The 22,223-nt window shown below is 73.2% G+C and carries 22 protein-coding genes; 17 read left to right on the plus strand and 5 right to left on the minus strand.

What is annotated here, in order from left to right:
* Nucleotides 1-38 precede the first annotated feature (38 nt).
* The 7 genes from ABD268_RS13895 (at nt 39) to hemB (ending at nt 7,842) form a co-directional block, all read left to right on the plus strand.
* Complete coding sequence (locus ABD268_RS13895; RefSeq protein WP_344153123.1) at nt 39-1,652, plus strand: class I adenylate-forming enzyme family protein; 1,614 nt, start codon at nt 39-41, stop codon at nt 1,650-1,652.
* Nucleotides 1,649-1,909 (plus strand): glutaredoxin family protein, encoded by a 261-nt coding sequence (locus ABD268_RS13900; protein ID WP_344153126.1) that lies wholly within the window; start codon nt 1,649-1,651, stop codon nt 1,907-1,909. The genes ABD268_RS13895 and ABD268_RS13900 overlap by 4 nt, the downstream gene beginning before the upstream one ends.
* Nucleotides 1,910-2,101: 192 nt before the next feature.
* Nucleotides 2,102-2,785: a redox-sensing transcriptional repressor Rex gene (locus ABD268_RS13905; RefSeq protein WP_344153129.1), complete on the plus strand. Its 684-nt coding sequence runs from the start codon at nt 2,102-2,104 to the stop codon at nt 2,783-2,785.
* Nucleotides 2,782-4,074, plus strand: a complete 1,293-nt coding sequence (locus tag ABD268_RS13910) for a glutamyl-tRNA reductase (protein WP_344153132.1) — start codon at nt 2,782-2,784, stop codon at nt 4,072-4,074. The genes ABD268_RS13905 and ABD268_RS13910 overlap by 4 nt, the downstream gene beginning before the upstream one ends.
* Nucleotides 4,071-5,021 (plus strand): hydroxymethylbilane synthase, encoded by a 951-nt coding sequence (hemC, locus tag ABD268_RS13915; protein WP_344153135.1) that lies wholly within the window; start codon nt 4,071-4,073, stop codon nt 5,019-5,021. Before ABD268_RS13910 ends, hemC begins: the two co-directional genes overlap by 4 nt.
* The gene (locus tag ABD268_RS13920) at nt 5,018-6,688 is read left to right on the plus strand and encodes a bifunctional uroporphyrinogen-III C-methyltransferase/uroporphyrinogen-III synthase (RefSeq protein WP_344153138.1); all 1,671 of its coding nucleotides are present in this window, start codon (nt 5,018-5,020) and stop codon (nt 6,686-6,688) included. Before hemC ends, ABD268_RS13920 begins: the two co-directional genes overlap by 4 nt.
* Before the next feature lie 149 nt (nt 6,689-6,837).
* A complete protein-coding gene (gene hemB / locus ABD268_RS13925) occupies nt 6,838-7,842 on the plus strand; it encodes a porphobilinogen synthase (RefSeq protein WP_344153141.1) in 1,005 nt (334 codons plus the stop codon).
* 226 nt (nt 7,843-8,068) lie between these two features.
* Here the strand turns inward: hemB and ABD268_RS13930 are convergent, their stop codons facing one another.
* Nucleotides 8,069-9,241 carry a lytic transglycosylase domain-containing protein gene (locus ABD268_RS13930; RefSeq protein ID WP_344153144.1) on the minus strand — a complete coding sequence of 391 codons (1,173 nt, stop codon included), beginning with the start codon at nt 9,239-9,241 and terminating at the stop codon, nt 8,069-8,071.
* Nucleotides 9,242-9,480: 239 nt separating this feature from the next.
* Here ABD268_RS13930 and hemL point away from each other — a divergent pair, with 239 nt between their 5' ends.
* From hemL to ccsB, 6 genes are read left to right on the plus strand one after another with little or no spacing between them, the layout of a single operon-like run.
* Nucleotides 9,481-10,842 (plus strand): glutamate-1-semialdehyde 2,1-aminomutase, encoded by a 1,362-nt coding sequence (hemL, locus tag ABD268_RS13935; RefSeq protein WP_344153147.1) that lies wholly within the window; start codon nt 9,481-9,483, stop codon nt 10,840-10,842.
* Nucleotides 10,842-11,522: a histidine phosphatase family protein gene (locus ABD268_RS13940; RefSeq protein ID WP_344153150.1), complete on the plus strand. Its 681-nt coding sequence runs from the start codon at nt 10,842-10,844 to the stop codon at nt 11,520-11,522. Before hemL ends, ABD268_RS13940 begins: the two co-directional genes overlap by 1 nt.
* A 2-nt stretch (nt 11,523-11,524) precedes the next feature.
* On the plus strand, nt 11,525-12,136 hold the full coding sequence (locus ABD268_RS13945; protein WP_344153153.1) for a TlpA family protein disulfide reductase: 612 nt from the start codon (nt 11,525-11,527) through the stop codon (nt 12,134-12,136).
* A complete protein-coding gene (locus tag ABD268_RS13950; protein ID WP_344153155.1) occupies nt 12,129-12,890 on the plus strand; it encodes a cytochrome c biogenesis CcdA family protein in 762 nt (253 codons plus the stop codon). The genes ABD268_RS13945 and ABD268_RS13950 overlap by 8 nt, the downstream gene beginning before the upstream one ends.
* Nucleotides 12,887-14,518, plus strand: a complete 1,632-nt coding sequence (resB, locus tag ABD268_RS13955) for a cytochrome c biogenesis protein ResB (RefSeq protein WP_344153157.1) — start codon at nt 12,887-12,889, stop codon at nt 14,516-14,518. Before ABD268_RS13950 ends, resB begins: the two co-directional genes overlap by 4 nt.
* Nucleotides 14,515-15,552 carry a c-type cytochrome biogenesis protein CcsB gene (gene ccsB / locus ABD268_RS13960; protein WP_344153159.1) on the plus strand — a complete coding sequence of 346 codons (1,038 nt, stop codon included), beginning with the start codon at nt 14,515-14,517 and terminating at the stop codon, nt 15,550-15,552. Before resB ends, ccsB begins: the two co-directional genes overlap by 4 nt.
* A gap of 55 nt (nt 15,553-15,607) precedes the next feature.
* Here ccsB and ABD268_RS13965 read toward each other — a convergent pair whose 3' ends face one another.
* Nucleotides 15,608-15,796, minus strand: coding sequence for a hypothetical protein (locus ABD268_RS13965; RefSeq protein ID WP_344153162.1), 189 nt, complete (start codon nt 15,794-15,796; stop codon nt 15,608-15,610).
* A gap of 44 nt (nt 15,797-15,840) precedes the next feature.
* Between ABD268_RS13965 and ABD268_RS13970 the strand changes: the two genes are divergently transcribed.
* The gene (locus tag ABD268_RS13970; RefSeq protein WP_344153165.1) at nt 15,841-16,107 is read left to right on the plus strand and encodes a DUF4229 domain-containing protein; all 267 of its coding nucleotides are present in this window, start codon (nt 15,841-15,843) and stop codon (nt 16,105-16,107) included.
* 94 nt (nt 16,108-16,201) lie between these two features.
* Here the strand turns inward: ABD268_RS13970 and ABD268_RS13975 are convergent, their stop codons facing one another.
* From ABD268_RS13975 to ABD268_RS13985, 3 genes are read right to left on the minus strand one after another with little or no spacing between them, the layout of a single operon-like run.
* Nucleotides 16,202-16,330, minus strand: coding sequence for a hypothetical protein (locus ABD268_RS13975; protein WP_344153168.1), 129 nt, complete (start codon nt 16,328-16,330; stop codon nt 16,202-16,204).
* A 29-nt stretch (nt 16,331-16,359) separates the two neighbouring features.
* On the minus strand, nt 16,360-17,235 hold the full coding sequence (locus ABD268_RS13980; protein ID WP_344153171.1) for a 1,4-dihydroxy-2-naphthoate polyprenyltransferase: 876 nt from the start codon (nt 17,233-17,235) through the stop codon (nt 16,360-16,362).
* Between the two features lie 8 nt (nt 17,236-17,243).
* Nucleotides 17,244-18,497 carry an MFS transporter gene (locus ABD268_RS13985; protein ID WP_344153174.1) on the minus strand — a complete coding sequence of 418 codons (1,254 nt, stop codon included), beginning with the start codon at nt 18,495-18,497 and terminating at the stop codon, nt 17,244-17,246.
* Between the two features lie 37 nt (nt 18,498-18,534).
* Between ABD268_RS13985 and ABD268_RS13990 the strand changes: the two genes are divergently transcribed.
* From ABD268_RS13990 to menD, 3 genes are read left to right on the plus strand one after another with little or no spacing between them, the layout of a single operon-like run.
* Nucleotides 18,535-19,575 carry an AMP-binding protein gene (locus ABD268_RS13990; protein WP_344153177.1) on the plus strand — a complete coding sequence of 347 codons (1,041 nt, stop codon included), beginning with the start codon at nt 18,535-18,537 and terminating at the stop codon, nt 19,573-19,575.
* A gap of 50 nt (nt 19,576-19,625) precedes the next feature.
* A complete protein-coding gene (locus tag ABD268_RS13995; protein ID WP_344153447.1) occupies nt 19,626-20,606 on the plus strand; it encodes an o-succinylbenzoate synthase in 981 nt (326 codons plus the stop codon).
* The gene (gene menD, locus ABD268_RS14000; RefSeq protein ID WP_344153180.1) at nt 20,603-22,195 is read left to right on the plus strand and encodes a 2-succinyl-5-enolpyruvyl-6-hydroxy-3-cyclohexene-1-carboxylic-acid synthase; all 1,593 of its coding nucleotides are present in this window, start codon (nt 20,603-20,605) and stop codon (nt 22,193-22,195) included. The genes ABD268_RS13995 and menD overlap by 4 nt, the downstream gene beginning before the upstream one ends.
* Nucleotides 22,196-22,223 lie beyond the last annotated feature (28 nt).

Here is a 22,223-nt window from a genome sequence, read left to right on the forward strand (position 1 = left end):
GCCCGACACGTGTCCGGAGCCTGTGGAAGTATCCCCCCATGCCCGCAGACGCAGCCAGGCCGCACGACGTCGCCGACCTCGTCGCCGAGGCAGCGGCACAGAGCCCGGACAAGCTGGCGGTCGTGGAGGCCGGCGGCCGGAGCCTGACCTGGGCCGAGCTCGACGACGAGGTGGACCGCGTCGCCGGCGGCCTCGGCGCCGCTGGGATCGTCGCCGGCTACCGGGTCCTGCTCGCGAGCGGGAACCGGCTCGAGTTCGTGACCACCTATCTCGGCGTCCTCCGCGCGCAGGCCGTGGCAGTCCCGGTCAACCCCCGCGCGACCGCCGGTGAGCTGGCCCGAGTGATCGCCGACTCGGGGTCACGACTGGTGGTGGCCGACGCCGACACCGTGCCCGCGGTCCGCGAGGCCGTGGACCTGGTCGCGCAGGCCCTCTCCGATGGGGCGGGGGAGGTCGACGCCGAGCTGGTCGCGCGCGCCGTGGTGCCACGGGTGGTCGTCATCGGGGCGGCCCCGGCACCCGGCGAGGGGTCGTACGACGAGCTGAGCGCCGGACCTCGGCGTCCGGTCCCGCCGCTGCAGGACCCCGAGAAGCTCGCCGCGCTGCTCTACACCAGCGGCACCTCCGGTCGTCCGCGGGCCGCGATGCTCACGCACCGGGCCCTGCTCGCGAACGTCGAGCAGGTCGCGCAGGTCCAGCCGCCGATGATCCACGCCGACGACGTCGTGCTCGGCGTCCTCCCGCTCTTCCATGTCTACGGCCTCAACGCCGTGCTCGGCGGGGTGCTCCGCACCCGGGCCAAGCTGGTGCTCGTCGACCGGTTCGACCCGCAGGGCACGCTCGACCTGATCGAGGACCAGGCGTGCAGCGTCGTCCCGGTCGCGCCCGCCGTCTTCGCCCACTGGCAGGGCGTCGACCAGCTGGAGGAGCGGCTCGGCCCGGTCCGTCTCATGCTGTCCGGCTCGGCGCCGCTGTCGCCCGAGCTGGTCGAGGGCTTCACCGGCCGTACCGGGATCCCGGTCCACCAGGGATACGGCCTCACCGAGGCCTCGCCGGTGGTGACGAGCACGCTGTGCAGCGAACGTCTCCAGCCCGGCTCGGTCGGTGCCGCGCTGCCCGGCATCGGCCTCCGGCTGGTCGACGAGGCGGGAGGCGCCCCCGCGGGCGAGGACCCGGGGGAGATCCAGATCTCCGGTGCCAACCTGTTCAGCGGCTACTGGCCCGACGGCACCGGCGGCCCGGACGCGGACGGCTGGTGGTCCACCGGCGACGTGGGCTTCCTCGACGCCTCGGGCGACCTGTTCCTCGTCGACCGGCTCAAGGACGTCGTGATCGTCTCCGGCTTCAACGTCTACCCGGTCGAGGTCGAGGACGTGATCCGCGAGGTCGCGGGTGTCACCGAGGCCGCGGTGATCGGCGTGGAGGACGCGGTCACCGGGGAGGCGGTCGTGGCCTACGTCCGCGCCCCGGGCGCCGACCCGGTGGCGACGGAGGACGCCGTACGCCTGCACTGCGCGCAGCGCCTGGCCCGGTTCAAGCAGCCCAGCCGGGTCGAGGTCGTCGACGACCTGCCGCTCACGGTGACGGGCAAGGTCCAGAAGGGGCGGCTGCGCGGCCTCGAGCGGCGCCGGACGATGGGGCTGCTGGAGTGACTGCCGGGACGCCCCGGGTGACGCTCTACTCGCGCCCCGGCTGCCACCTGTGCGACACGGCGCGGGAGGTCGTCGCGCGGGTCTGTGCCGAGCTGGGTGAGGAGTACGCCGAGGTCTCCATCGACGACGACCCGGCCCTGGTCGAGCGCTTCGGGGAGGAGATCCCGGTGACCTTCGTCGACGGTCGCCAGCACGACTTCTGGCGGGTCGACGAGACCCGCCTGCGTGCCGCGCTCACGAGCCCCGGACGGCCCTGACCGACCCTGACCCACCCCGGGCGACGTGTGACTGGTCACATGTGCTAGCCGGCCTCCCGGGCGGGTTCCGGACCGCCGACCGTCTCGGTTTGTTCTCCCGTTCACAAACTCCTACAGTGAACTGGCCGAACGCTTGAGCGGGCTGCCAGACAGCCTTCGCAGGGGGCCGATCGTCCGGTCCGATTCCATGGCATGGAGACGAGAGCAGTGACTGCACGGACAACCCCCGAGAGTGCCCGGGACATCCCCGAGGCCACCGTCGCGCGGCTGCCCGTCTACCTCCGGGCCCTCACCACGCTGTCCGAGCAGGGCACTGCCACCTGCTCCAGCGAGGACCTCGCCGCCGCTGCCGGCGTCAACAGCGCCAAGCTCCGCAAGGACCTGTCCTACCTCGGCAGCTACGGCACCCGCGGCGTGGGCTACGACGTCGACTACCTGCGCTACCAGATCGCCCGCGAGATCGGCGTGACCCAGGACTGGCCGGTCGTCATCGTCGGCATCGGAAACCTCGGCCACGCCCTGGCGAACTACTCCGGCTTCCGCAGCCGCGGGTTCCGGGTCGTCGCCCTGCTGGACGCGGACCCGAAGCGGCACGACGAGGTGGTCGCCGGGGTCGACGTACGGCCGTTCGACCACCTCGAGCAGATCGTCCGCGACCACGGCGTCGCCATCGGGGTGATCGCCACGCCGGCGCTGGCCGCCCAGGACGTCGCCGACCGGATGGTGGGCTGCGGGATCACCAGCATCCTGAACTTCGCCCCGACCGTGCTGACCGTCCCCGCGGGCGTCGACGTGCGCAAGGTCGACCTCTCCATCGAGCTGCAGATCCTCGCCTACCACGAGCAGCGCAAGACCCACGCGGAGGAGCCCGCATGAGCGTCCTGGTGGTGGGCATCTCCCACAACTCCGCACCGGTGCACCTGCTGGAGAAGGTCGCGCTCGACCGCGACGGCGTGCAGAAGCTGGTCCACGACGCCGCCGCGTGCGAGCACGTCAGCGAGGCCACGGTCATCGCGACGTGCAACCGGCTCGAGATCTACGCCGACGTCGACCGGTTCCACGGCAGCGTCGAGGAGGTGTCCCGGCTGCTCGTCGACCGGGCCGGCCGGTCGACCGAGGAGATGCTGCCCCACCTCTACGTGCACTACGACGACGGCGCCGTCTCGCACCTCTTCCAGGTCGCGGCGGGCCTGGACTCGATGGCCGTCGGCGAGGGCCAGATCCTCGGCCAGACCCGCGAGGCCCTCCGGCTGGGGCAGGAGCTCGGCACCGTCGGGCCCGCCCTCAACGTGCTCTTCCAGCAGGCCCTGCGGGTCGGCAAGCGGTCCCGCGCCGAGACCGACATCGACAGCGCCGCCCCGTCCCTGGTGAGCGCCGCCCTCGACCGGTCCGGTGCGGCGGTCGGCGACCTCGTCGGCAAGCGCGTCCTGGTCGTCGGCGCCGGCGCGATGGCCGGCCTGGCCACCGCCACCGTGGCCCGCCTCGGCGCCGCCGAGATCACCGTCGCGAACCGCAGCGCGGAGCGGGCCGACCGGCTCGCCGCGGAGTACGGCGGCCGCGCGGCGCCGCTCTCCGACATCGCGGCCGAGCTGGCCGTGGCCGACGTCGTCATCACGTGCGCCGGCGCCACCGGGCTGCTGGTGACCGCGGAGATGGTCGAGCTGGCCCGGCCGGACCACCGGCCGATGGCGGTCATCGACCTCGCCCTGCCGCACGACGTGGAGCCGTCCGTCGCCCGCCTGCCCGGGATCAGCCTGATCAACCTCGCCGAGCTCGCCGCGGAGCTGCACGAGTCCGACGCCGGCCGCGAGGTGCTCGAGGTGCGCCGGATCGTGACCCAGGAGGTCACGGCCTTCGTGTCGGCCCGCCGGCAGGCCAGCGTCACCCCGACCGTCGTCGCGCTCCGCTCGATGGCGACCGCGGTGGTGGAGTCCGAGATGGAGCGGCTCGTCGGCCGCCTCCCGGACCTCGACGACGCGGCCCGGGCCGAGGTCCTCCACACGGTTCGCCGGGTCGCCGACAAGCTGCTCCACCAGCCCACGGTCCGCGTCAAGGAGCTCGCCAACGAGGCGGGCGCCGTGTCCTACGCCGCCGCGCTGGCCGAGCTGTTCGCGCTGGACCCGGACGCCGTCGACGCCGTCACCCGACCGGAGGGGCTGACATGAGCAACCCCGTTCGCGTCGGCACCCGGCGCTCGCTCCTCGCGACCACCCAGTCCGGTACGGTCGCCGACCTGATCCGCACCCGGCTGGGCCGCGAGGTCGAGCTGGTCGAGGTCACCACCGAGGGGGACCGCTCCCAGGCGGACGGCACCCCGCTCACCGCGGCGGGCGGCACCGGCGTCTTCGTCGGCGCCCTGCGCGACGCGCTGCTCCGGGGTGACGTGGACGTGGCCGTGCACTCGCTCAAGGACCTCCCGACGTACCCGCAGGACGGCATCGCGCTGGCCGCCGTACCCGGCCGTGAGGACCCCCGCGACGTCGTCGTCGCCCGGGACGGCCTGACCCTCGGCGAGCTGCCGCCCGGCAGCCGGGTGGGGACCGGGTCCCCGCGCCGCGCCGCACAGCTCCACGCACTGGGCCTCGGTTTGGAGATCTCGCCGATCCGCGGGAACGTGGACACCCGGATCGGCAAGGTCGCCTCGGGCGAGTACGACGCCGTCGTGCTGGCTCGTGCCGGCCTGGTCCGGATCGGTCGGCTCGAGCAGGCGACCGAGGTGCTCGACCCGCTGCAGATGCTCCCGGCTCCCGGGCAGGGCGCGCTGGCGGTGGAGTGCCGCTCGAACGACGCCCAGCTCGTGGCCGAGCTGGCGGAGCTCGATGACGACCACGCTCGCGCGGCGGTCACGGCCGAACGGGCCGTGCTGGCCACGCTCGAGGGTGGCTGCTCGGCCCCGATCGGGGCACTGGCCGAGGTCGTGGAGGGCGAGGACGGGAACGAGATCTGGGTCAGGGCCGTCGCCCTGTCCCCCGACGGGGCGCTCTCGGTGCGGATGTCCGCGACCGGAGCCCCGGCCGACGCCGCAGGCGTGGGCAGCCGGCTGGCGAGCGAGATGCTCGCCGACGGCGCAGCACGGTTGGCAGAACCACCAGACAAGAGGCAGAACGCATGACGCGAGGCAAGACCACCACCGCCACGACGCAGGCCCCGAGCCGCGGCTGGGTGTCGTTCGTCGGCAGCGGCCCCGGTGACCCCGGCCTGCTCACGGTCCGTGCCGTCGACCTGCTGCGGCAGGCCGACGTCGTGGTGACCGAGGTGCCCGAGCACGAGTCCCTGGTGCGCACCCTCCTCGGCCTCCCGGAGCCGGTCGTCGGCGAGGACGGCCAGCCCACACCGGTGCCGGGCCCGGAGATCGTGGACGGGGGGTTCGGTGAGGACGGCCAGCCGCTCACCCACGCGGCCCGCGCCAAGGTCGTCGTCAAGCACGCCAAGAAGGGCGCACGCGTCGTGCGCCTGATGACCGGGGACCCGTTCCTCTACGCCTCGGGCCCGGAGGAGGCGCAGGCCTGCGTCAGGGCCGGCATCGGCTTCGAGATCGTCCCCGGCGTCTCCTCGGTCAGCGCGGTCCCGGCGTACGCCGGCATCCCGCTCACCACCAAGGACAACCGTGAGGTCGCGGTCGTGACCTGCGGGGAGAAGGTGGACTGGTCGCAGTACGCCGACCGTCGCACGCTGGTGCTGCTCTCCGCGGTCGGCATGATCGGCGACATCAGCAAGGCGCTGGTCGACGCGGGCCGCTCCCCGAAGACCCCGGTCGCGATGACCCGGGTCGGCACCACCACCGAGCAGGCCACCGTCACCTCGACGCTCGAGCACATCGCGGCCGACGCCCGCACCGCCCGGATGGCCCCGCCGGCCGTCACCGTGGTCGGCGACGTGGTCGACCTGCGCGAGACGCTGTCGTGGTTCGAGACCAAGCCGCTGTTCGGCTGGCGGGTCCTGGTGCCGCGCACCAAGGAGCAGGCCGGCACGCTCTCGCAGCGGCTGCGCGGCTACGGCGCGGTGCCGGAGGAGGTGCCGACCATCTCGGTCGAGCCGCCCCGCAACCCGCTCCAGATGGACAAGGCGATCCGCGGCCTGGTCGAGGGGCGCTACGAGTGGATCGCGTTCACCTCGGTCAACGCGGTCAAGGCCGTGCGCGAGAAGTTCGAGGAGTACGGCCTCGACGCCCGCGCCTTCTCCGGCCTGAAGATCGCCGCCGTCGGCGACAAGACCGCCCAGGCGATCGCGGCCTGGGGCCTGCGCGCCGACCTGGTGCCCTCGGGCGAGCAGTCCGCGGCCGGCCTGCTGGCCGACTGGCCGGAGTACGACGAGGTGCTGGACCCGATCAACCGGGTCTTCCTGCCGCGCGCCGACATCGCCACCGAGAACCTCGTGGCGGGCCTGATCGACCTCGGCTGGGAGTGCGACGACGTCACGGCGTACCGCACCGTGCGGGCCACGCCGCCGCCGGCGCCGACCCGCGACGCGATCAAGACCGGCAAGTTCGACGCGGTCGTGTTCACCTCGTCCTCGACCGTGCGCAACCTGGTCGGCATCGCCGGCAAGCCGCACCCGTCGACGATCATCGCGGTGATCGGCCCCGCCACGGCGAAGACCGCCGAGGAGCACGGCCTGCGGGTCGACGTGCTCTCGCCCAAGCCGGACGTCGAGGAGCTCGTCGACGCGCTCGCCGACTTCGGCGCCAGCCGCCGGCTGTCGATGCTCGAGGCCGGCCAGCCGGTCACCAAGCCGTCCGAGCGCAAGCCCTCGGCTCGCAGAAAGGTCCGAGCCGAGTGAAGAGCCGGCGAAGCCGGCTCTGAACGCAGGCGAGGAGGTCGAGCAGCGAGCGCCAGCGAGCGTGTCGAGACCTCGGTGAGCCGAGAGGCCACGGCGAGCGGAGAGACCATCGGTGAGCCGAGAGACAACCGCAACCCGAGGAGCAGACCATGTCTGACGACCCCACCGCCCTGTCGGTGACCGGACCCTCGGTCCGGCCCCGCCGGCTGCGCACCACGCCGGCGCTGCGCCGGATGGTGGCGGAGACCTCGCTGGAGGCCCGGCAGCTGGTGCTGCCGGTCTTCGTCCGGGAGGGGATCTCCGAGCCGCGGCCGATCTCCTCGATGCCGGGCGTCGTCCAGCACACGCGCTCCTCGCTGCTGAAGGCGGTCGCCGAGGCCGCCGAGCTCGGCCTCGGGGGCGTGATGCTCTTCGGCATCCCCGAGCACAAGGACGCGACCGGCTCCGGTGCGGCCGACCCGGCCGGCATCCTCAACCTGGCGATCACCGACGTGGTGGCCGAGGTCGGGGACGCGCTCACGGTGATGAGCGACCTGTGCCTCGACGAGTTCACCGACCACGGCCACTGCGGGCTGCTCACCCCCGACGGCCGGGTCGACAACGACCGCACGCTCGCGGCGTACGCCGAGATGGCGCTGGCGCAGGCACACGCGGGCGTGGACATGGTCGGCCCGAGCGGGATGATGGACGGCCAGGTCGCCGTGGTCCGGGCGGCGCTCGACGTGGCCGAGCACACCGACGTCTCGATCCTGGCCTACTCCGCGAAGTACGCCTCCGCGTTCTACGGCCCGTTCCGGGAGGCCGTGGACTCCTCGCTCCAGGGGGACCGGCGGACCTACCAGCAGGACTCCCCGAACGCCCGCGAGGGCGTGCGTGAGGCCCTCCTCGACGTCGAGGAGGGCGCGGACATCGTGATGGTGAAGCCGGCGCTGGCCTACCTCGACGTCGTACGCCGCGTGCGGGACGCCGTGGACGTGCCGGTGGCGGCGTACAACATCTCGGGGGAGTACTCCATGCTCGAGGCCGCCGCGGCCAACGGCTGGATCGACCGCGAGCCCGCGATCCTCGAGACGCTCACCTCGATCCGCCGTGCCGGCGCGGACATCGTGCTGACCTACTGGGCCGCCGAGGTCGCCCGGCTGCTCGCGCGCTGACCGGCGTTGGCCGGCTTCAGGTGGGCTTTCGGCTCACCGGGTCTCGACACGCTCCGTCGCGGCTTCGCAGGCTCAGCCGCGGTCGCTACTCGACCTTGCGCCAGGTCTCAGGCCGAGCAAGCTCGGCCTGAGGGCGCTAAGTCTCGACACGCTCCGTCGCGGCTTCGCAAGCTCAGCCGCGGTCGCTGCTCGACCACCGACGATGTCGTCCGCTACGCGGCCGACATCAATGCGTGTAGTCGTAGACGCACTTGTCGAAGGCGTCGTTGTCGCTGAGGGGATTGTCGACGTAGCCCTCGGTGGTGCACTTCGCGATCGCCTCGGCGGTGGTGAGCACCTCGTCGACCGGCGGGATCGAGGGTGTCGGCAGCGGGGGCACCGACGGGGTGCTCGGGACCGGGTCGTTGCTGCCGCCGCCGTCACCGCCGGGGCTGGTGGGGGCGGTCGGCGTCGTGGTCGTGGTGGCCGGCGGGTTCGAGGTGGTGCCGCCACCGCCACCGGTGCTGCCGCCCTGGGTGCCCTGGGGGTGCTGCGGCTGGTGGTGCTTGACGGGCTGGGACGGGGTGCTGGTGTCGGGCACGAAGTAGCCGGCCGAGGTGGTGCCGTTCGGCACCGCGGTGAAGTCGCCGTCGAGGTAGGCGTTCATGATCGACAGCACCAGCTCGACGTAGGACTGGCTGTGGTTGTAGCGGAACACCGCGGCCCGCTGGCCCGCGAGCGTGGAGAGGTCGTCCTCGCCGGAGCAGAGGTAGACGGCCGTGGCGAGCGCGGCGTCGTTGATGTCCTGCGGGTTGCGCTGGGCGTCGCCGTCGGCATCCACGCCCACGACCGACCAGGTGGAGGGGATGAACTGCATCGGGCCGACGGCGCGGTCGTACCTGGCGTCGGAGTCGTACTGGCCGGCGTCGGTGTCCTTGATCAGCGCGACCTGCTGCGTGCCGTCGAGGGCGACGCCGAAGATGCCGGGGCGGGCCACGCCGTTGGCGTCGAGGTGGTTGCCGTTGGTGCGGCCGTGGTCGGACTCGACCCGCCCGATCGCGGCGACGAGCTGCCAGGGGAGGTTGCAGGACTTGTCGGCGGCGTTGATGACCGTCTCGGCGCGCTGGTAGGCGGCGAGCGCCGCGTCGGGGATCCCCGAGGTCGACGCGGTCGTCACGGCCCGGTGGGTGTTGCCGCTGATGCCGGGGGCCACGACGCCGGGCACGGAGACGCTGGCGGGCGCCTTGATGGCCTCGGTGGGCACACTGGTGCCGTCCGGGAGCGAGGCGGCGGCGGACTCGTCGGCGGAGGCGGTGCTCGCGCCGACACCGGCGATGCTGGCCGTCCAGGCTGCCGACAGCAGCGCCAGCGGCACCAGGGCGGTGCCCTTCTGGATGCGACCGAATCGCGATGTGGTCATCGAGCTCTCCCTCACTCCCCGTCGTGCTCCCTCAAGCACCGTGAAGTCTCAACGACGTGTGTCACACCGAGTTACGTCGGAGTGGTGCCGGATGAGACGCATGTCACGCTGGTGACGATCGTGCCCACGGGTCATGACGGTGAAACCGATTGTCTCAGCAAAGTGGTCCGCGGCACCCCCGGAATGGTGTATCCGGGCCTGCCCGCGGCCCGGTTGTCCCCCTCGGGGACAATCGGGTGGTGACCTCAGCCCGACCCGACAGCCAGCCCTCCGGACCGACCTCCGGCACGGCCAGGTCGGCCTCCCTCTTCGAGCGTGCGCAGGCCGTCACGCCGGGCGGTGTGAACTCCCCGGTCCGCGCCTTCAACGCCGTGGGCGGTACCCCGCGGTTCATCCGCTCGGCGCGGGGCGCCTGGCTCACCGACGTCGACGGGAACGAGTACGTCGACCTGATCTGCTCGTGGGGCCCGATGCTGCTCGGCCACGGCCACCCCGAGGTGCAGGCCGCGGTCGCGGCCGCGGTCGCACGCGGCACGTCGTACGGCACGCCGACCGAGCCCGAGGTCGAGCTCGCGGAGGAGATCGTCGCGCGCACCCCGGTCGACCGGGTGCGGTTCGTGTCCTCGGGCACCGAGGCGACGATGTCGGCGATCCGGCTCGCCCGCGGCTTCACCGGCCGCGACGTCGTGCTGAAGTTCGCCGGTTGTTACCACGGGCACGTGGACTCGCTGCTCGCCTCGGCCGGCTCCGGGCTGGCGACGTTCGCGGTGCCCGGCACGCCCGGCGTGCCCGAGTCGTCCACCGCGCTGACGCTGGTGCTGCCCTACAACGACCGGGCCGCGGTGGAGAAGGCGTTCGCCGAGCACGGCGAGCGGATCGCCTGCCTGATCACCGAGGCCGCGCCCGGCAACATGGGGGTCGTCCCGCCGGAGCCCGGCTTCAACGCCTTCCTGGCCGAGACCTGCGCCCGGCACGGTGCCCTGTTCATCAGCGACGAGGTGATGACCGGGTTCCGGGCCGGCCGGCTCGGCCAGTGGGGGCTCGACGGGGCCCGGGAGGGCTGGCGCCCCGACCTGATGACCTTCGGCAAGGTGATGGGCGGCGGCTTCCCCGCCGCGGCCTTCGGCGGCCGTGCGGACGTGATGTCGCGGCTGGCGCCCGAGGGCCCGGTCTACCAGGCCGGCACGCTGTCGGGGAACCCGATCGCCACCACGGCCGGCCTGACCACGCTGCGGCTCGCCACCGACGAGGTGTACGCCCACATCGACGCCGCCGGGGAGACGATCAAGGCGGCGGCGGCAGCAGCCCTGTCGGAGGCCGGCGTCCCGCACGTCGTGCAGTCGACCGGGACGATGTTCTCCGTCTTCTTCACCGACCCTGCCGACGGGCCGGTCCGCGACTTCGCCGACGCCTCCCGGACCGACTCGATTGCGTTCGCGGCGTTCTTCCACGCCATGCTGGACCGGCGGGTCTACCTCCCGCCGTCGGCGTACGAGGCGTGGTTCCTGTCCTCGGCGCACGACGACCGTGCCGTCCAGACGGTGCTCGACGCCCTGCCAGAGGCCGCCGAGGCGGCCGCCCGTGCCCGCGAGGAAGTGTGATGAGCGAGATGCCCGACACGATCGTCCACCTGCTGCGCCACGGCGAGGTGCACAACCCGCAGGGTGTGCTCTACGGGAGGATGGACGGCTACCACCTCTCCGAGCTCGGCCAGAGGATGGCCGAGAAGGTCGCGGGCGCGATCGGGGACCGCGACATCACCCACCTGCGCGTCTCCCCGCTCGAGCGGGCCCAGGAGACCGCGCAGCCGCTGGCGGAGGCGCGCGGCCTCGACATCGTCACCGACGAGCGGGTCATCGAGTCGTCCAACGTCTTCCAGGGCCGGCGCTTCGGCCCGAACGACGGCGCCTTCCGCAAGCCCAGCACCTGGGTGCACCTGTGGAATCCGTTCCGACCGTCCTGGGGCGAGCCCTACAAGCAGGTCGCGGCCCGCATGACGGCGGCGGTCGAGGACGCCCGGGACACGGCGCGCGGCCACGAGGCGGTCATCGTGTCGCACCAGCTGCCGATCTGGATCGCCCGGCTGAGTGCCGAGAAGCGCTCGTTCCTGCACGACCCGCGCAAGCGGCAGTGCACCCTGTGCTCGCTGACCTCGCTGCACTTCCGGGGCGACCGGCTCCTCCAGATCTCCTACTCCGAGCCGGCCGGCGACCTGATCCCGACCCGTGACAAGCGTGCCCCGTTCTCGGCGGGCGGGGCACCGGAGGAGCGCAGGCCCTGAGCATGCCCGCACCCGGCCCCCGCCGTACCTTCCTGCGCCGCTGCCCGGCTCCCGTCCTGGCCGCCGCGCTCGCCTGTCTGCTGCTGCTGACGGGCTGCACGTCGCTGTCCGGGACGGGGGACCAGGGGTTCGTCACCAACGACGGCTCGGTCAAGGAGGTCGCCGCCGGCGACCGGGGCGAGCCGGTCACGCTGACCGGCCGCGGCCTCGACGGCAAGGACCTCGACCTCGCGTCGTTCCGGGGCAAGCCGGTCGTCGTGGTGGTGTGGGGCTCGTGGTGCACGCCCTGCCGGGCCGAGGCGCCCGACGTCGTCGGCGCCGCCAACGAGCTCGGCGACCGCGCGCAGTTCGTCGGCATCAACATCCGCGACGGCTCGACCGAGCAGGCCGACAGCTTCGTACGCCGATTCCGGGTGCCCTACCCGTCGTACTTCTCGCCGGACGGGCGCGCCCTGCTCGCCTTCCGGGGCACCCTGACCCCCAACTCGATCCCGAGCTTCGTCGTGCTCGACCAGCAGGGCCGGGTGGCCGCCAGCATCATCGGCCAGCTGCCCTCGCGCACGACCCTGGTCGAGGTCGTGAAGGACGTCGCGCAGGAGCGGGCCGATGGGTGAGTGGTTCCACCAGACCGCCGCGTCCGGGTCGCTGGTGCTGGCCGTGCCGGTCGCGCTGGTCGCCGGCCTGGTCTCGTTCTTCTCCCCGTGCGTGATCCCGCTGCTGCCCGGCTACCTCTCCTACGCCACCGGGCTGTCGGGTGCCGACCTGGCGAGCGGCCAGGCGGAGGTCCGGCGCGGCCGGATGCTGCTCGGCTCGCTGCTGTTCGTGCTCGGCTTCACCGTCGTCTTCGTCGCGCTGGGCACCCTGTCGGGGGCGGTCGGCGCGTGGCTGGTCACCTGGCGCCGGACCCTCACCGTGGTCCTCGGGGTCCTCACGATCGTGCTGGGCCTTGCCTTCGCCGGCCTGGTCCCGGCCCTCCAGCGCGACTGGCGGGTCCACAAGGTGCCGGCCGTCGGGCTCGCCGCCGCACCGGTCCTCGGGTTCCTCTTCGGGCTCGGCTGGACCCCCTGCATCGGTCCCACGCTGGCCGCGATCACCACGCTGTCGCTCAACGAGGCCACGGCCGGCCGTGGGGCCCTGCTCTCGGCGGTGTACGCCGTGGGGCTGGGCGTGCCCTTCATCGTCGCCGGGCTGGCCTACCGCCGCGCGCTGAGCGCCTTCGGCGTCATCCGCCGGCACCAGGCGTGGGTGACCCGCGCCGGCGGGCTGATGCTGGTGGCGGTCGGGCTGCTGCTGGTCTCCGGCATGTGGGACCAGGCGGTCACCTGGGTCCAGGTGCACCTGGTGTCCTCCTCCGAGGTGAGCGTGTGAACGAGCCGGTCCTGAACGACCAGCGGCCCGAGGGCCACGTCGACACCCAGGAGCGCGACGCGGCCCGTCGCGACGGGCGGCGGTCGGGGGAGCTGAACTTCCGCGAGCTGCTGCGGTGGACCTGGCGCCAGCTCACCTCGATGCGCACCGCCCTGGTGCTGCTGCTGCTGCTCGCGCTGGCAGCAATCCCGGGTTCGCTGATCCCGCAGCAGGGCGTCGACTCGCTCAAGACCTCGCGGTGGCAGGACGCCCACCCGAAGCTCACCCCGGTCTACGAGAAGCTCAGCCTGTTCTCGGTCTACGACTCGCCGTGGTTCTCGGCCATCTACATCCTGCTGATGATCTCGCTGGTCGGCTGCATCGTGCCGCGCACGCTCGTCTACTGGCGCGGGATGCGGGCCAAGCCGCCCGCCGCCCCCCGCAACCTGACCCGGCTGCCCGACCACGCGTCGTACCGCACGGACGCGGAGGTCGACGAGGTCCTCGAGGGGGCGCGGGCGCTGCTGCGCAAGCGGCGCTACCGGGTCGAGACGCGTGCCGATGCGGTCTCCGCCGAGCGTGGCTACCTGCGCGAGGCCGGCAACCTGCTCTTCCACCTCTCGGTGGTGGTCGTGCTGGTCGGCTTCGCGATCGGCGGCCTGTTCGGCTACAAGGGCGGCGTCATCCTGGTCGTCGGCAACGGCTTCTCCAACAACCTCACCCAGTACGACGACTTCGTGCCGGGCAGCCTGTTCAAGGCCTCCGACATGGAGCCGTTCTCGTTCGACGTGAAGGACTTCTCGGTCGACTGGCTGAGCTCGGGCCCGCGGGCCGGGATGGCCCGGGCCTTCGATGCCCAGCTGGCCTACCGGACCTCGCCGGACGCCCCCGAGCAGCAGTACGACCTCAAGGTCAACCACCCGCTCACCGTCGGCAACACCGAGGTCTTCCTCATCGGCCACGGGTACGCCCCCGTCATCACGGTCCGCGACGGCAAGGGGAACGTCGTCTACAGCGGCCCCACGGTCTTCCTGCCGACCGACCAGAGCTTCCGGTCCTTCGGCGTGGTCAAGGCGCCGGACGCGCAGCCCACCCAGATCGGGCTGGAGGGCGAGTTCTACCCGACCGTGGCGTTCTCCAAGCAGACCGGGAGCTACTTCTCGGCCTTCGGCAACACCCTGGACCCGCTGGTCTCGATGATCGTCTACACCGGTGACCTCGGCATGGACACCGGCACGTCGCAGTCGGTCTACGCCCTCGACAAGTCGAAGACCACGATGCTGACCAAGAAGGACGGGGCGCCGTACCGCATCGACCTGCGCCCCGGGCAGACGGCCAAGTTGCCGAACGGCCTCGGGTCCGTGGAGCTCGACGGGGTCAAGCGCTGGACCAAGATCCAGATCAGCCAGACCCCCGGCAAGCACATCGCGCTGGCCGGCGTGATCCTCGCCCTGATCGGGCTGCTGGGCTCGCTGTTCATCCGGCCGCGGCGGGTGTGGGTTCGTGCCCGTCGGGAGGGTGGGGTCACACTGGTCGAGGTGGCCGCGCTGGACCGCTCGGGCGGCGGGGACGTGGCCACCGTGCTCGACGAGATCGTGGCCGCCCTGCCGGGCGCGCCGACCAAGGACACCGGAGAGGACGAGTCGTGACCGACGCCGCGTGGGAGACCCTCAGCAACCAGGCCGTCGCGGCCTGTGGAGTCGTGTACTTCCTGGCCCTGCTCGCGCACCTCGTGGAGTGGAGCTCGCTGCGGCACGTCCCCGTCGAGGGCGCCGCGGCCGCCAGGTCCGCGTCCGCCAGGTCCGGCAGCGCCGAGGGTGGTGGTGTGGCGGTCGCGACGGGTGGCCCGGCGGAGACCGCCGTCGACCCGGACCGGGTCCGGCGTACGGAGCTCTTCGGCCGGCTCGGCCTGCTGCTGACCGGCATCGCGGTCGCGGTGCACGCCGTGGCCCTGCTCGGCCGGGGCATGGCGGCGGACCCCAACCGCGTGCCCTGGGGCAACATGTACGAGTTCACGCTGAGCGGCACCTTCGTCGTCGCCCTGCTCTACCTCGTCCTGCACCGCCGGCTCGGCCTCGCCTGGATGGCCCCGATCGTCGTGGGCTTCGTGCTGGCGTTGCTGATGGTCGCGGTGCTGTGGCTCTACGACCCGGTCGCGCCGCTCACCGAGGCGCTCGACTCCTACTGGCTGGTGATCCACGTCGTCTCGGCGATCATCGCCACCGGCGCCTTCACGCTGGGCGGGATCTGCTCGGCGATCTACCTGGTCAAGGAGCGCTGGCCCGGCCCGACCACCGGCCCGCTGGCCCGGATCCCGGCCCCCGCGGTGCTGGACCGGATCTCCTACCGGATCCACTCCTTCGGCTTCCCGGTGTGGACGTTCGCGGTGCTGATCACCGGGCCGATCTGGGCGCACCAGGCGTGGAGCAGCTACTGGAACTGGGACCCCAAGGAGGTCTGGGCGTTCATCACCTGGGTCGTCTACGCGGCGTACCTGCACGCCCGCTCGACCGCCGGCTGGAAGGGGCGCAACGCCGCCATCCTGGCGCTGGTCGGCCTGGCCACGCTGTGGTTCAACTTCATCGGGATCAACTACTTCTCGAGCACCAGCCAGCACTCGTACGCGTCGGCGCCGGTGGTGAGCGAGCCCGCGGCGGGCGTCGCGCACAGCGGCGGTGCCTGAGCCACCGTGGTGACGCGCCGGACGGTGGCTGGCTCACCGCCCGGGCGCTGCGGGCTCAGGCCTCCGGGTCCTTCGGATGCTTGCGCTTCCGGTCGAGGTCACGGAGGAAGTCCGGGTCGTCGTCCGGACCGAACGGGCGCGGCGGCGGCTGGTGCCTGGGCAGCACGCCACGGCGCTGGATCGCTCGCACGGTGAAGTAGACAGCGACCGCGAGAAGGATCACGAGGAGCAGGAACTTCAGCACCCCTCCAGCGTAGAAGGCCCATGGTCACCGCCTACCCTGAGGGCGTGAAGGAGTTCGTCGTCTACACCGCCCTGCGCATCGTGCTGTTCCTCGCCTCGCTGGCGGTCGTGATCGGGGTGTGGATGCTGCTCGCCGACAACGTGCCGCTCACCTGGGCGGTCGTGGTCGCGTTCGTGGTCAGTGGGCTGGGGTCCTACTTCCTGCTCAACCGGCAGCGCGCGGCGTTCGCGCGCCGGGTCGAGGAGCGGGCCGACCGCGCGACGGCGAAGTTCGAGGAGATGAAGGCGCGCGAGGACTCCGACGACTCCTGAGCACCGGTCAGGGGAAACAGGTACTTGTCAGGTGGTCCACCCCCTGACAAGTACCACTTTCACCGGACCCGCCCGGTGAAAGTGCCTCGGCCCCTCAGCGCTTGCGTCGGTTGAGCTGGCGGTTGATGCGCCCCTGGTCCTGGCCCAGGATCTTCGCCAGGATCGGCCCCCGGAACTTGTAGACGACCACGGCGACGACGACGATCAGCAGGATCCACAACATGTGTCGAGCCTACGTCGCGTCTCGCAGGATCAGCCGGCGATGACGAGCGGGGCGGCCACCAGCGCCGCCCAGAGCAGCTCGGCGACGCCGGTCTGCTGGAGCACGGGGATCAGTCCGGGACCCGTCGCGCCGCCCTGGACGGTCCGCACCGCGCGTGCCCCGACGACCAGGAACCCCAGGCCCACCAGCGCCCACCACGTGGTGGCCGCGGCCACGGCCACGACAGCGGCAGCCGCGGCCAGCACGAGCAGCAGGTAGAGCGCGCGGGTACGCCGGTCGCCGAGGCGGACGGCCAGGGTCCGCTTGCCGGCAGCCACGTCGGTCGGGATGTCGCGCAGGTTGTTGGCCACCAGGATGGCGCAGGCGAGGGCGCCGATCCCGACGGCGGCGTACAGCGCGGCCCACTCCCAGCTCTCGGCCTGGACGTACGTCGTGCCGATGACCGCGACCAGCCCGAAGAAGACGAAGACCATCACCTCGCCGAGCCCGAGGTAGCCGTAGGGCGCCGAGCCCCCGGTGTAGAACCAGGCGGCGACGATGCACAGCAGCCCGACGGCGACCAGCCACCAGGCCGTGGTGGCGGCGAGCACGAGGCCCGCGACACCGGCCACGCCGAAGGCCAGGAACGCCGCACGCCTGACCGCGCCCGGCGTGGCCGCGCCGGAGCCGACCAGGCGCATCGGGCCGACCCGGTCGTCGTCGGTGCCGCGGATGCCGTCGGAGTAGTCGTTGGCGTAGTTGACCGCGACCTGGAGGGCCATGCTCACAGCCAGCGCGAGCAGCGCCTTCCACCAGACGAAGCCGTCGGCCCAGGCCGCGACCGCGGTGCCGGCAAGGACGGGGGAGACGGCGGCCGGGAGCGTGCGCGGGCGCGCGCCGGCGAACCATTCGGAGGGGGAGGCCACCGGAGGATTCAAGCAGGCAGCCGCGTGGCCTCACCCGAGTGGTCGGCCTGGAGGAAGCGCTCCGCGGCGCGGGCCGCGGGGTGGATGCCGATCGCGGCGACCACCACGATCCCCCCGATGAGCAGCCAGCCGGGAGTGCCCCAGTTGATGGCGAGGAACGTGTACGCCGCGGGCGCCCACACCTGGCCGACGGTGCCGCCGAGCCGGGCGGCACCCTGGTACTCGCCGCGGCGGTCCGGGTCGGACAGCTCGGCGACCAGGCCCCAGTGGCCCGCGGACTGGAAGAGCTCGGCCCCGGTGACGGTGACGTGGCCCAGCCAGACCAGCGCGATGGTCACCCAGCCGATCGTGTCGTGGGTGACCAGCACGATCAAGCAGGACAGCACGAAGAAGGCGGCGCTGATCCGGGCGGCCCGCAGCGCACCCGGCACGGACTCGGCGCCCCGGGAGGCCGAGACCTGGAGGAGGACCGCGAGCACGGTGTTGGTGCCGAACAGCCACGCCAGCAGCACCCGCGGCGCGTCGGTCTCCTGGACCAGCCACAGCGGGATCACGACGTTGAGCAGGACCTGGTTGGTGCTGAGCACGCCGTCGCAGACGTTGAGCGCGAGGAAGCCCTTGTTGCGCAGGGCGCCCGGGGTGATCACCTGCTTGGGCGTCACCTTGGGCTCGTCGTGGGACGTCCGGGGGAGCCGGCTGATCAGCGCGGCGTTCAGCCCGAGGATCGCGGCGGTCGCCAGCGGCACCATCCGGATCAGCGAGTCGCTGTTGGTGGCGAGGGCGAGGCCGCCGAGGAGGGCGCCGAAGGTGAACCCGATGTTGAGGGCCGAGCGCATGAACGCCAGCGACCGGATCCGCTCCTCTCCGGAGAAGATGCCGAGCGTGTAGGCCCCGCGCCCGGCCCCGCCCGCGCCGCTGACCAGCTGCAGCACGATCATCATCGCGACGTAGGACGCGAAGCCCGAGATCCACGGCCACGCCAGGTAGAGCACCGCCTCGGCGAGCGCGCCCGCCGCCCACATCCGCTGCGGCCCCACCCGGTCCGCCAGCCGCCCCAGCGGCACCGCGAAGAAGAACGTCACGACCCCTGCGACGGTCAGGCCCAGGCCGACCTGCGCGGCGGAGAGCCCAACGATGTGGGTGAAGAACACCGCGCTGCCGGTGAGGAAGAAGCCCTCGCCGACGGCGAAGAGGATGGACTGTGCCGAGAGCTTCCGGGCCAACGGGGTCGGCGGCAGGAAACGATCCACGAGACTGGGCACGGGACGGCATTCAACCAGCCGGTGCGAGGATGCGCCCATGGAATTCCTCCGCCCGGTCCGCGGTGCGACGCGCGACGTGGTGGCGGCGCTGGACGGCTGGCTGGCGGTGCCCGGGGAGCCGGAGCCTCTGGTCGTCGAGACGTCCGGCTCGACCGGCCGGCCCAAGCGGGTCGTGCTCTCCCGGCGGGCGGTGCTGGCCTCGGTGACCGCCACGGAGCGACGCCTCGGCGCCTCCGGACGCTGGCTGCTCACGCTGCCGGTGTCGTACGTCGCGGGGTTGCAGGTCGCCTGCCGGTCGCTGGTCGCGGGGCGGCAGCCCGCGCTGCTCGAGGAGCACGGGTCCTTCGTCGCGGCCACGGACGCGATGACCTCGACGGGCTCGACCGACGAGGAGCGCTTCGTGTCCCTCGTGCCGACCCAGCTGCACCGGATGCTCGACGTGCCCGAGGAGGTCGCCGCGCTGCGCACCTTCCACACAGTGCTGCTCGGCGGTGGCCCCGTGGACGCCGCGCTGCGGGAACGGGCGGCCGGGGCAGGCGTGCGCGTCGTGGCGACGTACGGCTCCTCGGAGACCGCGGGGGGCTGCGTCTACGACGGCTACGCCCTGGACGGGGTGGCCCTGGCGATCGGCCGCGGCGGCCGGATCCGGATCGGCGGGCCCACACTCTTCGACGGCTACGAGGGCGACCCGGAGCTGACCAAGTCGGTCCTCGAGGACGGCTGGTTCCTGACCTCCGACGCGGGCCGCCTCGACGAGGACGGCCGGCTGCACGTGCTGGGCCGCGTCGACGACGTGGTGGTGAGCGGGGGCGTGAACGTGCCCACCCCCGCGGTCGCCGCCCGGCTGCGTGCGCACCCGGCGGTCGCCGCGGCCGAGGTGCTCGGGGTCCCGGACGAGGAGTGGGGCAACCGGGTGGTGGCGTTCGTGGTCGGGGACCTCTCGCTGCCGGAGGCGCGGGCCTGGGTGGGCGAGGCGCACCCGCGCTCGTGGGCGCCCCGGGCGCTGGTGCTGCTCGACGAGATCCCGCTGCTGGCCAACGGCAAGCCGGACCGGGTGCGGCTGCGGGGGATGGCGTGATCTCGACAGGCTCGATCTCCGGGGCCTGGTCGATCTCCGGGGCCTGGTCTATCTCCGGGGCCTGGTCGATCCCGATGCGCACCCGCTTCCGCGGCATCACGGTCCGCGAGGGGGTGCTGCTCCGCGGCACCCTGCCGTCCGGGGAGGCGGGCTGGGGCGAGTGGAGCCCGTTCCTGGAGTACGACGCCGCCGTGGCCGAGCCCTGGCTGCGCTGCGCCGAGGAGGCCGCGGCCGGCGACTGGCCGGAGCCGGTGCGGGACTCGGTGCCCGTCAACGTGACCGTGCCGGCGGTGGGGCCCGGGCGGGCGCGCGAGGTGGTGCTCGCCGGTGGCTGCCGCACCGCGAAGGTCAAGGTCGCCGAGCCCGGCCAGACGCTGGGCGACGACGAGGCCCGGCTGGAGGCGGTCCGGGACGCCCTCGGCCCCGGCGGCCGGATCCGGGTCGACGCCAACGGCGGCTGGGGCGTCGACGAGGCCGTCGCCGCGATCCGGCTGCTCGACCGGGCCGCGGGCGGGCTGGAGTACGTCGAGCAGCCCTGCGCGAGCGTCGAGGAGCTGGCCGCGGTCCGCCGCGCCGTCGACGTACCGATCGCCGCCGACGAGTCGATCCGCCGCGCCGCCGACCCCTACCGGGTGCGCGACCTCGAGGCCGCCGACGTGGCGGTGCTCAAGGTGCAGCCCCTCGGCGGGGTGCACGCCTGCCTGCGGATCGCCGAGGACATCGGCCTGCCGGTGGTCGTGTCGTCGGCACTGGAGACCTCGGTCGGCATCGCCGCCGGCGTCGCCCTCGCGGCCGCGCTGCCCGAGCTTCCCTACGCCTGCGGCCTGGCGACGGTCCAGCTGCTCACCGCCGACGTCGTCGCGGCGCCGCTGCTCCCGGTCGACGGCGCGCTCCCGGTGACCCGTCCGGTCGTGGACGAGGCCGCGCTGGCCGCGGTCACCGCCGCGCCGGACCGGGTCGCCCACTGGGAGGCCCGGCTGGCCGAGGTGCGGGGCGTCCGGGAGGTCGTGCGGAAGGATGGGCGCTCGTGACGAACACAGCCACCGAGCTCGCCCGGGCCGTCGTCTCCCGCCTCGTCGAGGCGGGGGTCACCGACGTGGTGATCGCGCCCGGCTCGCGCAACGCCCCGCTGAGCTTCGCGTCGTACGACGCCGCCGCGGCCGGGCTGCTGCGGCTGCACACCCGCATCGACGAGCGCAGCGCCGGGTTCCTGGCGGTGGGGCTCACCAAGGTCGGCGCCCGGGCGGCGGTGATGTGCACCTCCGGGACCGCCGTGGCCAACCTGCACCCTGCGGTGCTCGAGGCCGCGCACGCCGGGGTGCCGCTGGTCGTCGTCACCGCGGACCGGCCGGCGCGGCTGCGCGGCACCAACGCGAACCAGACCACCGACCAGGTCGGGATCTTCGGCCCGCTGGTCACCACCCACGACCTGGCGCACGCCGACGAGATCGACGCCGCCACGCTCGTCGAGGGCCCGGGGCCGGTGCACCTCGACGTGCAGCTCGACGAGCCGCTGGTCCCCGACGACCGGTGGCAGCCCGTGCCCGGGTCGCGCCGGGAAGCACCCACGCAGCTCGACACCGTCGCCTTCGTCTCGCTGCCCGCCGGCCCGCGGACCGTCGTGGTCGCCGGCGACGACGCGGGCCCGCCCGCGCGGGTCCTGGCCGAGCGGGCCGCGTGGCCGCTGCTCGCCGAGCCGACCAGCGGTTCCCGCACCGGCGACAACGCGATCCGCTGCTACCGGCTCCTCCTCGACACCGAGCTCGGGCGCAGCATCGAGCGCGTCGTGGTGTTCGGCCACCCGACCCTCTCCCGGCCGGTGACCCGGCTCCTGGGCCGCGCCGACGTCGAGGTGCACGCGGCTCCGGCGCGGGGCGTGTGGTCCGGCCGCCCCTTCGAGACCACCGGCCCGCCGCAGCGGGTCGACGCGGCCACGGAGGCCGACGACCCGGCGTGGCTCGAGCAGTGGCGGGCGGCGGACCGGTCCGTGGGCCGCCAGCTCGACGCGCTGCTCGCGGCCGAGCCGGAGCTCACCCCGCACGAGGTGGCGGGCGCCGTCAGCCGCGCGCTGCCGGCCGAGGGGCTGCTGGTCGTGGGCGCCTCCAGCCCGATCCGCGACCTGGACCTGATGGTGGCGAGGTACGCCGTCGGGGACCGGCGCAAGGTGATCGCCAACCGCGGGCTCTCCGGGATCGACGGGACGATCTCCTCGGCGATCGGCGCCGCGCTCGGCCGGCCGCGCAGCTCCCGCGCGATCGCGCTGATGGGCGACGTGACCTTCCTCCACGACGCGAACGGGCTGGTCCTCGGTCCGGGGGAGGCCCGCCCCGACCTGACGGTCGTGGTGGTCAACGACGACGGCGGATCGATCTTCTCGATGCTCGAGCAGGGTGCCGACGAGTACGCCGCGCCCTTCGACAAGCTCTTCGGCACCCCGCACGGCGTCGACCTGGCCAGCCTCTGCGCCGCCACCCGGACCCCGCACTGGAAGGTCGACTCGCTCGCGGAGCTCGAGCACGCGCTGGCCAGCCCCCACGGCGGCATCGAGGTCGTCGAGGCCGTCGTCCGGCGCGACAACCGGCGTGACCTCGACGCCCGCATCCGCGCGCTGCACCCCTGACGGGGGCAGACTCGGCCGGGACCGAGCA

Source organism: Nocardioides koreensis, from assembly GCF_039531775.1.
GTDB classification, from domain to species: Bacteria; Actinomycetota; Actinomycetes; order Propionibacteriales; family Nocardioidaceae; genus Nocardioides; species Nocardioides koreensis.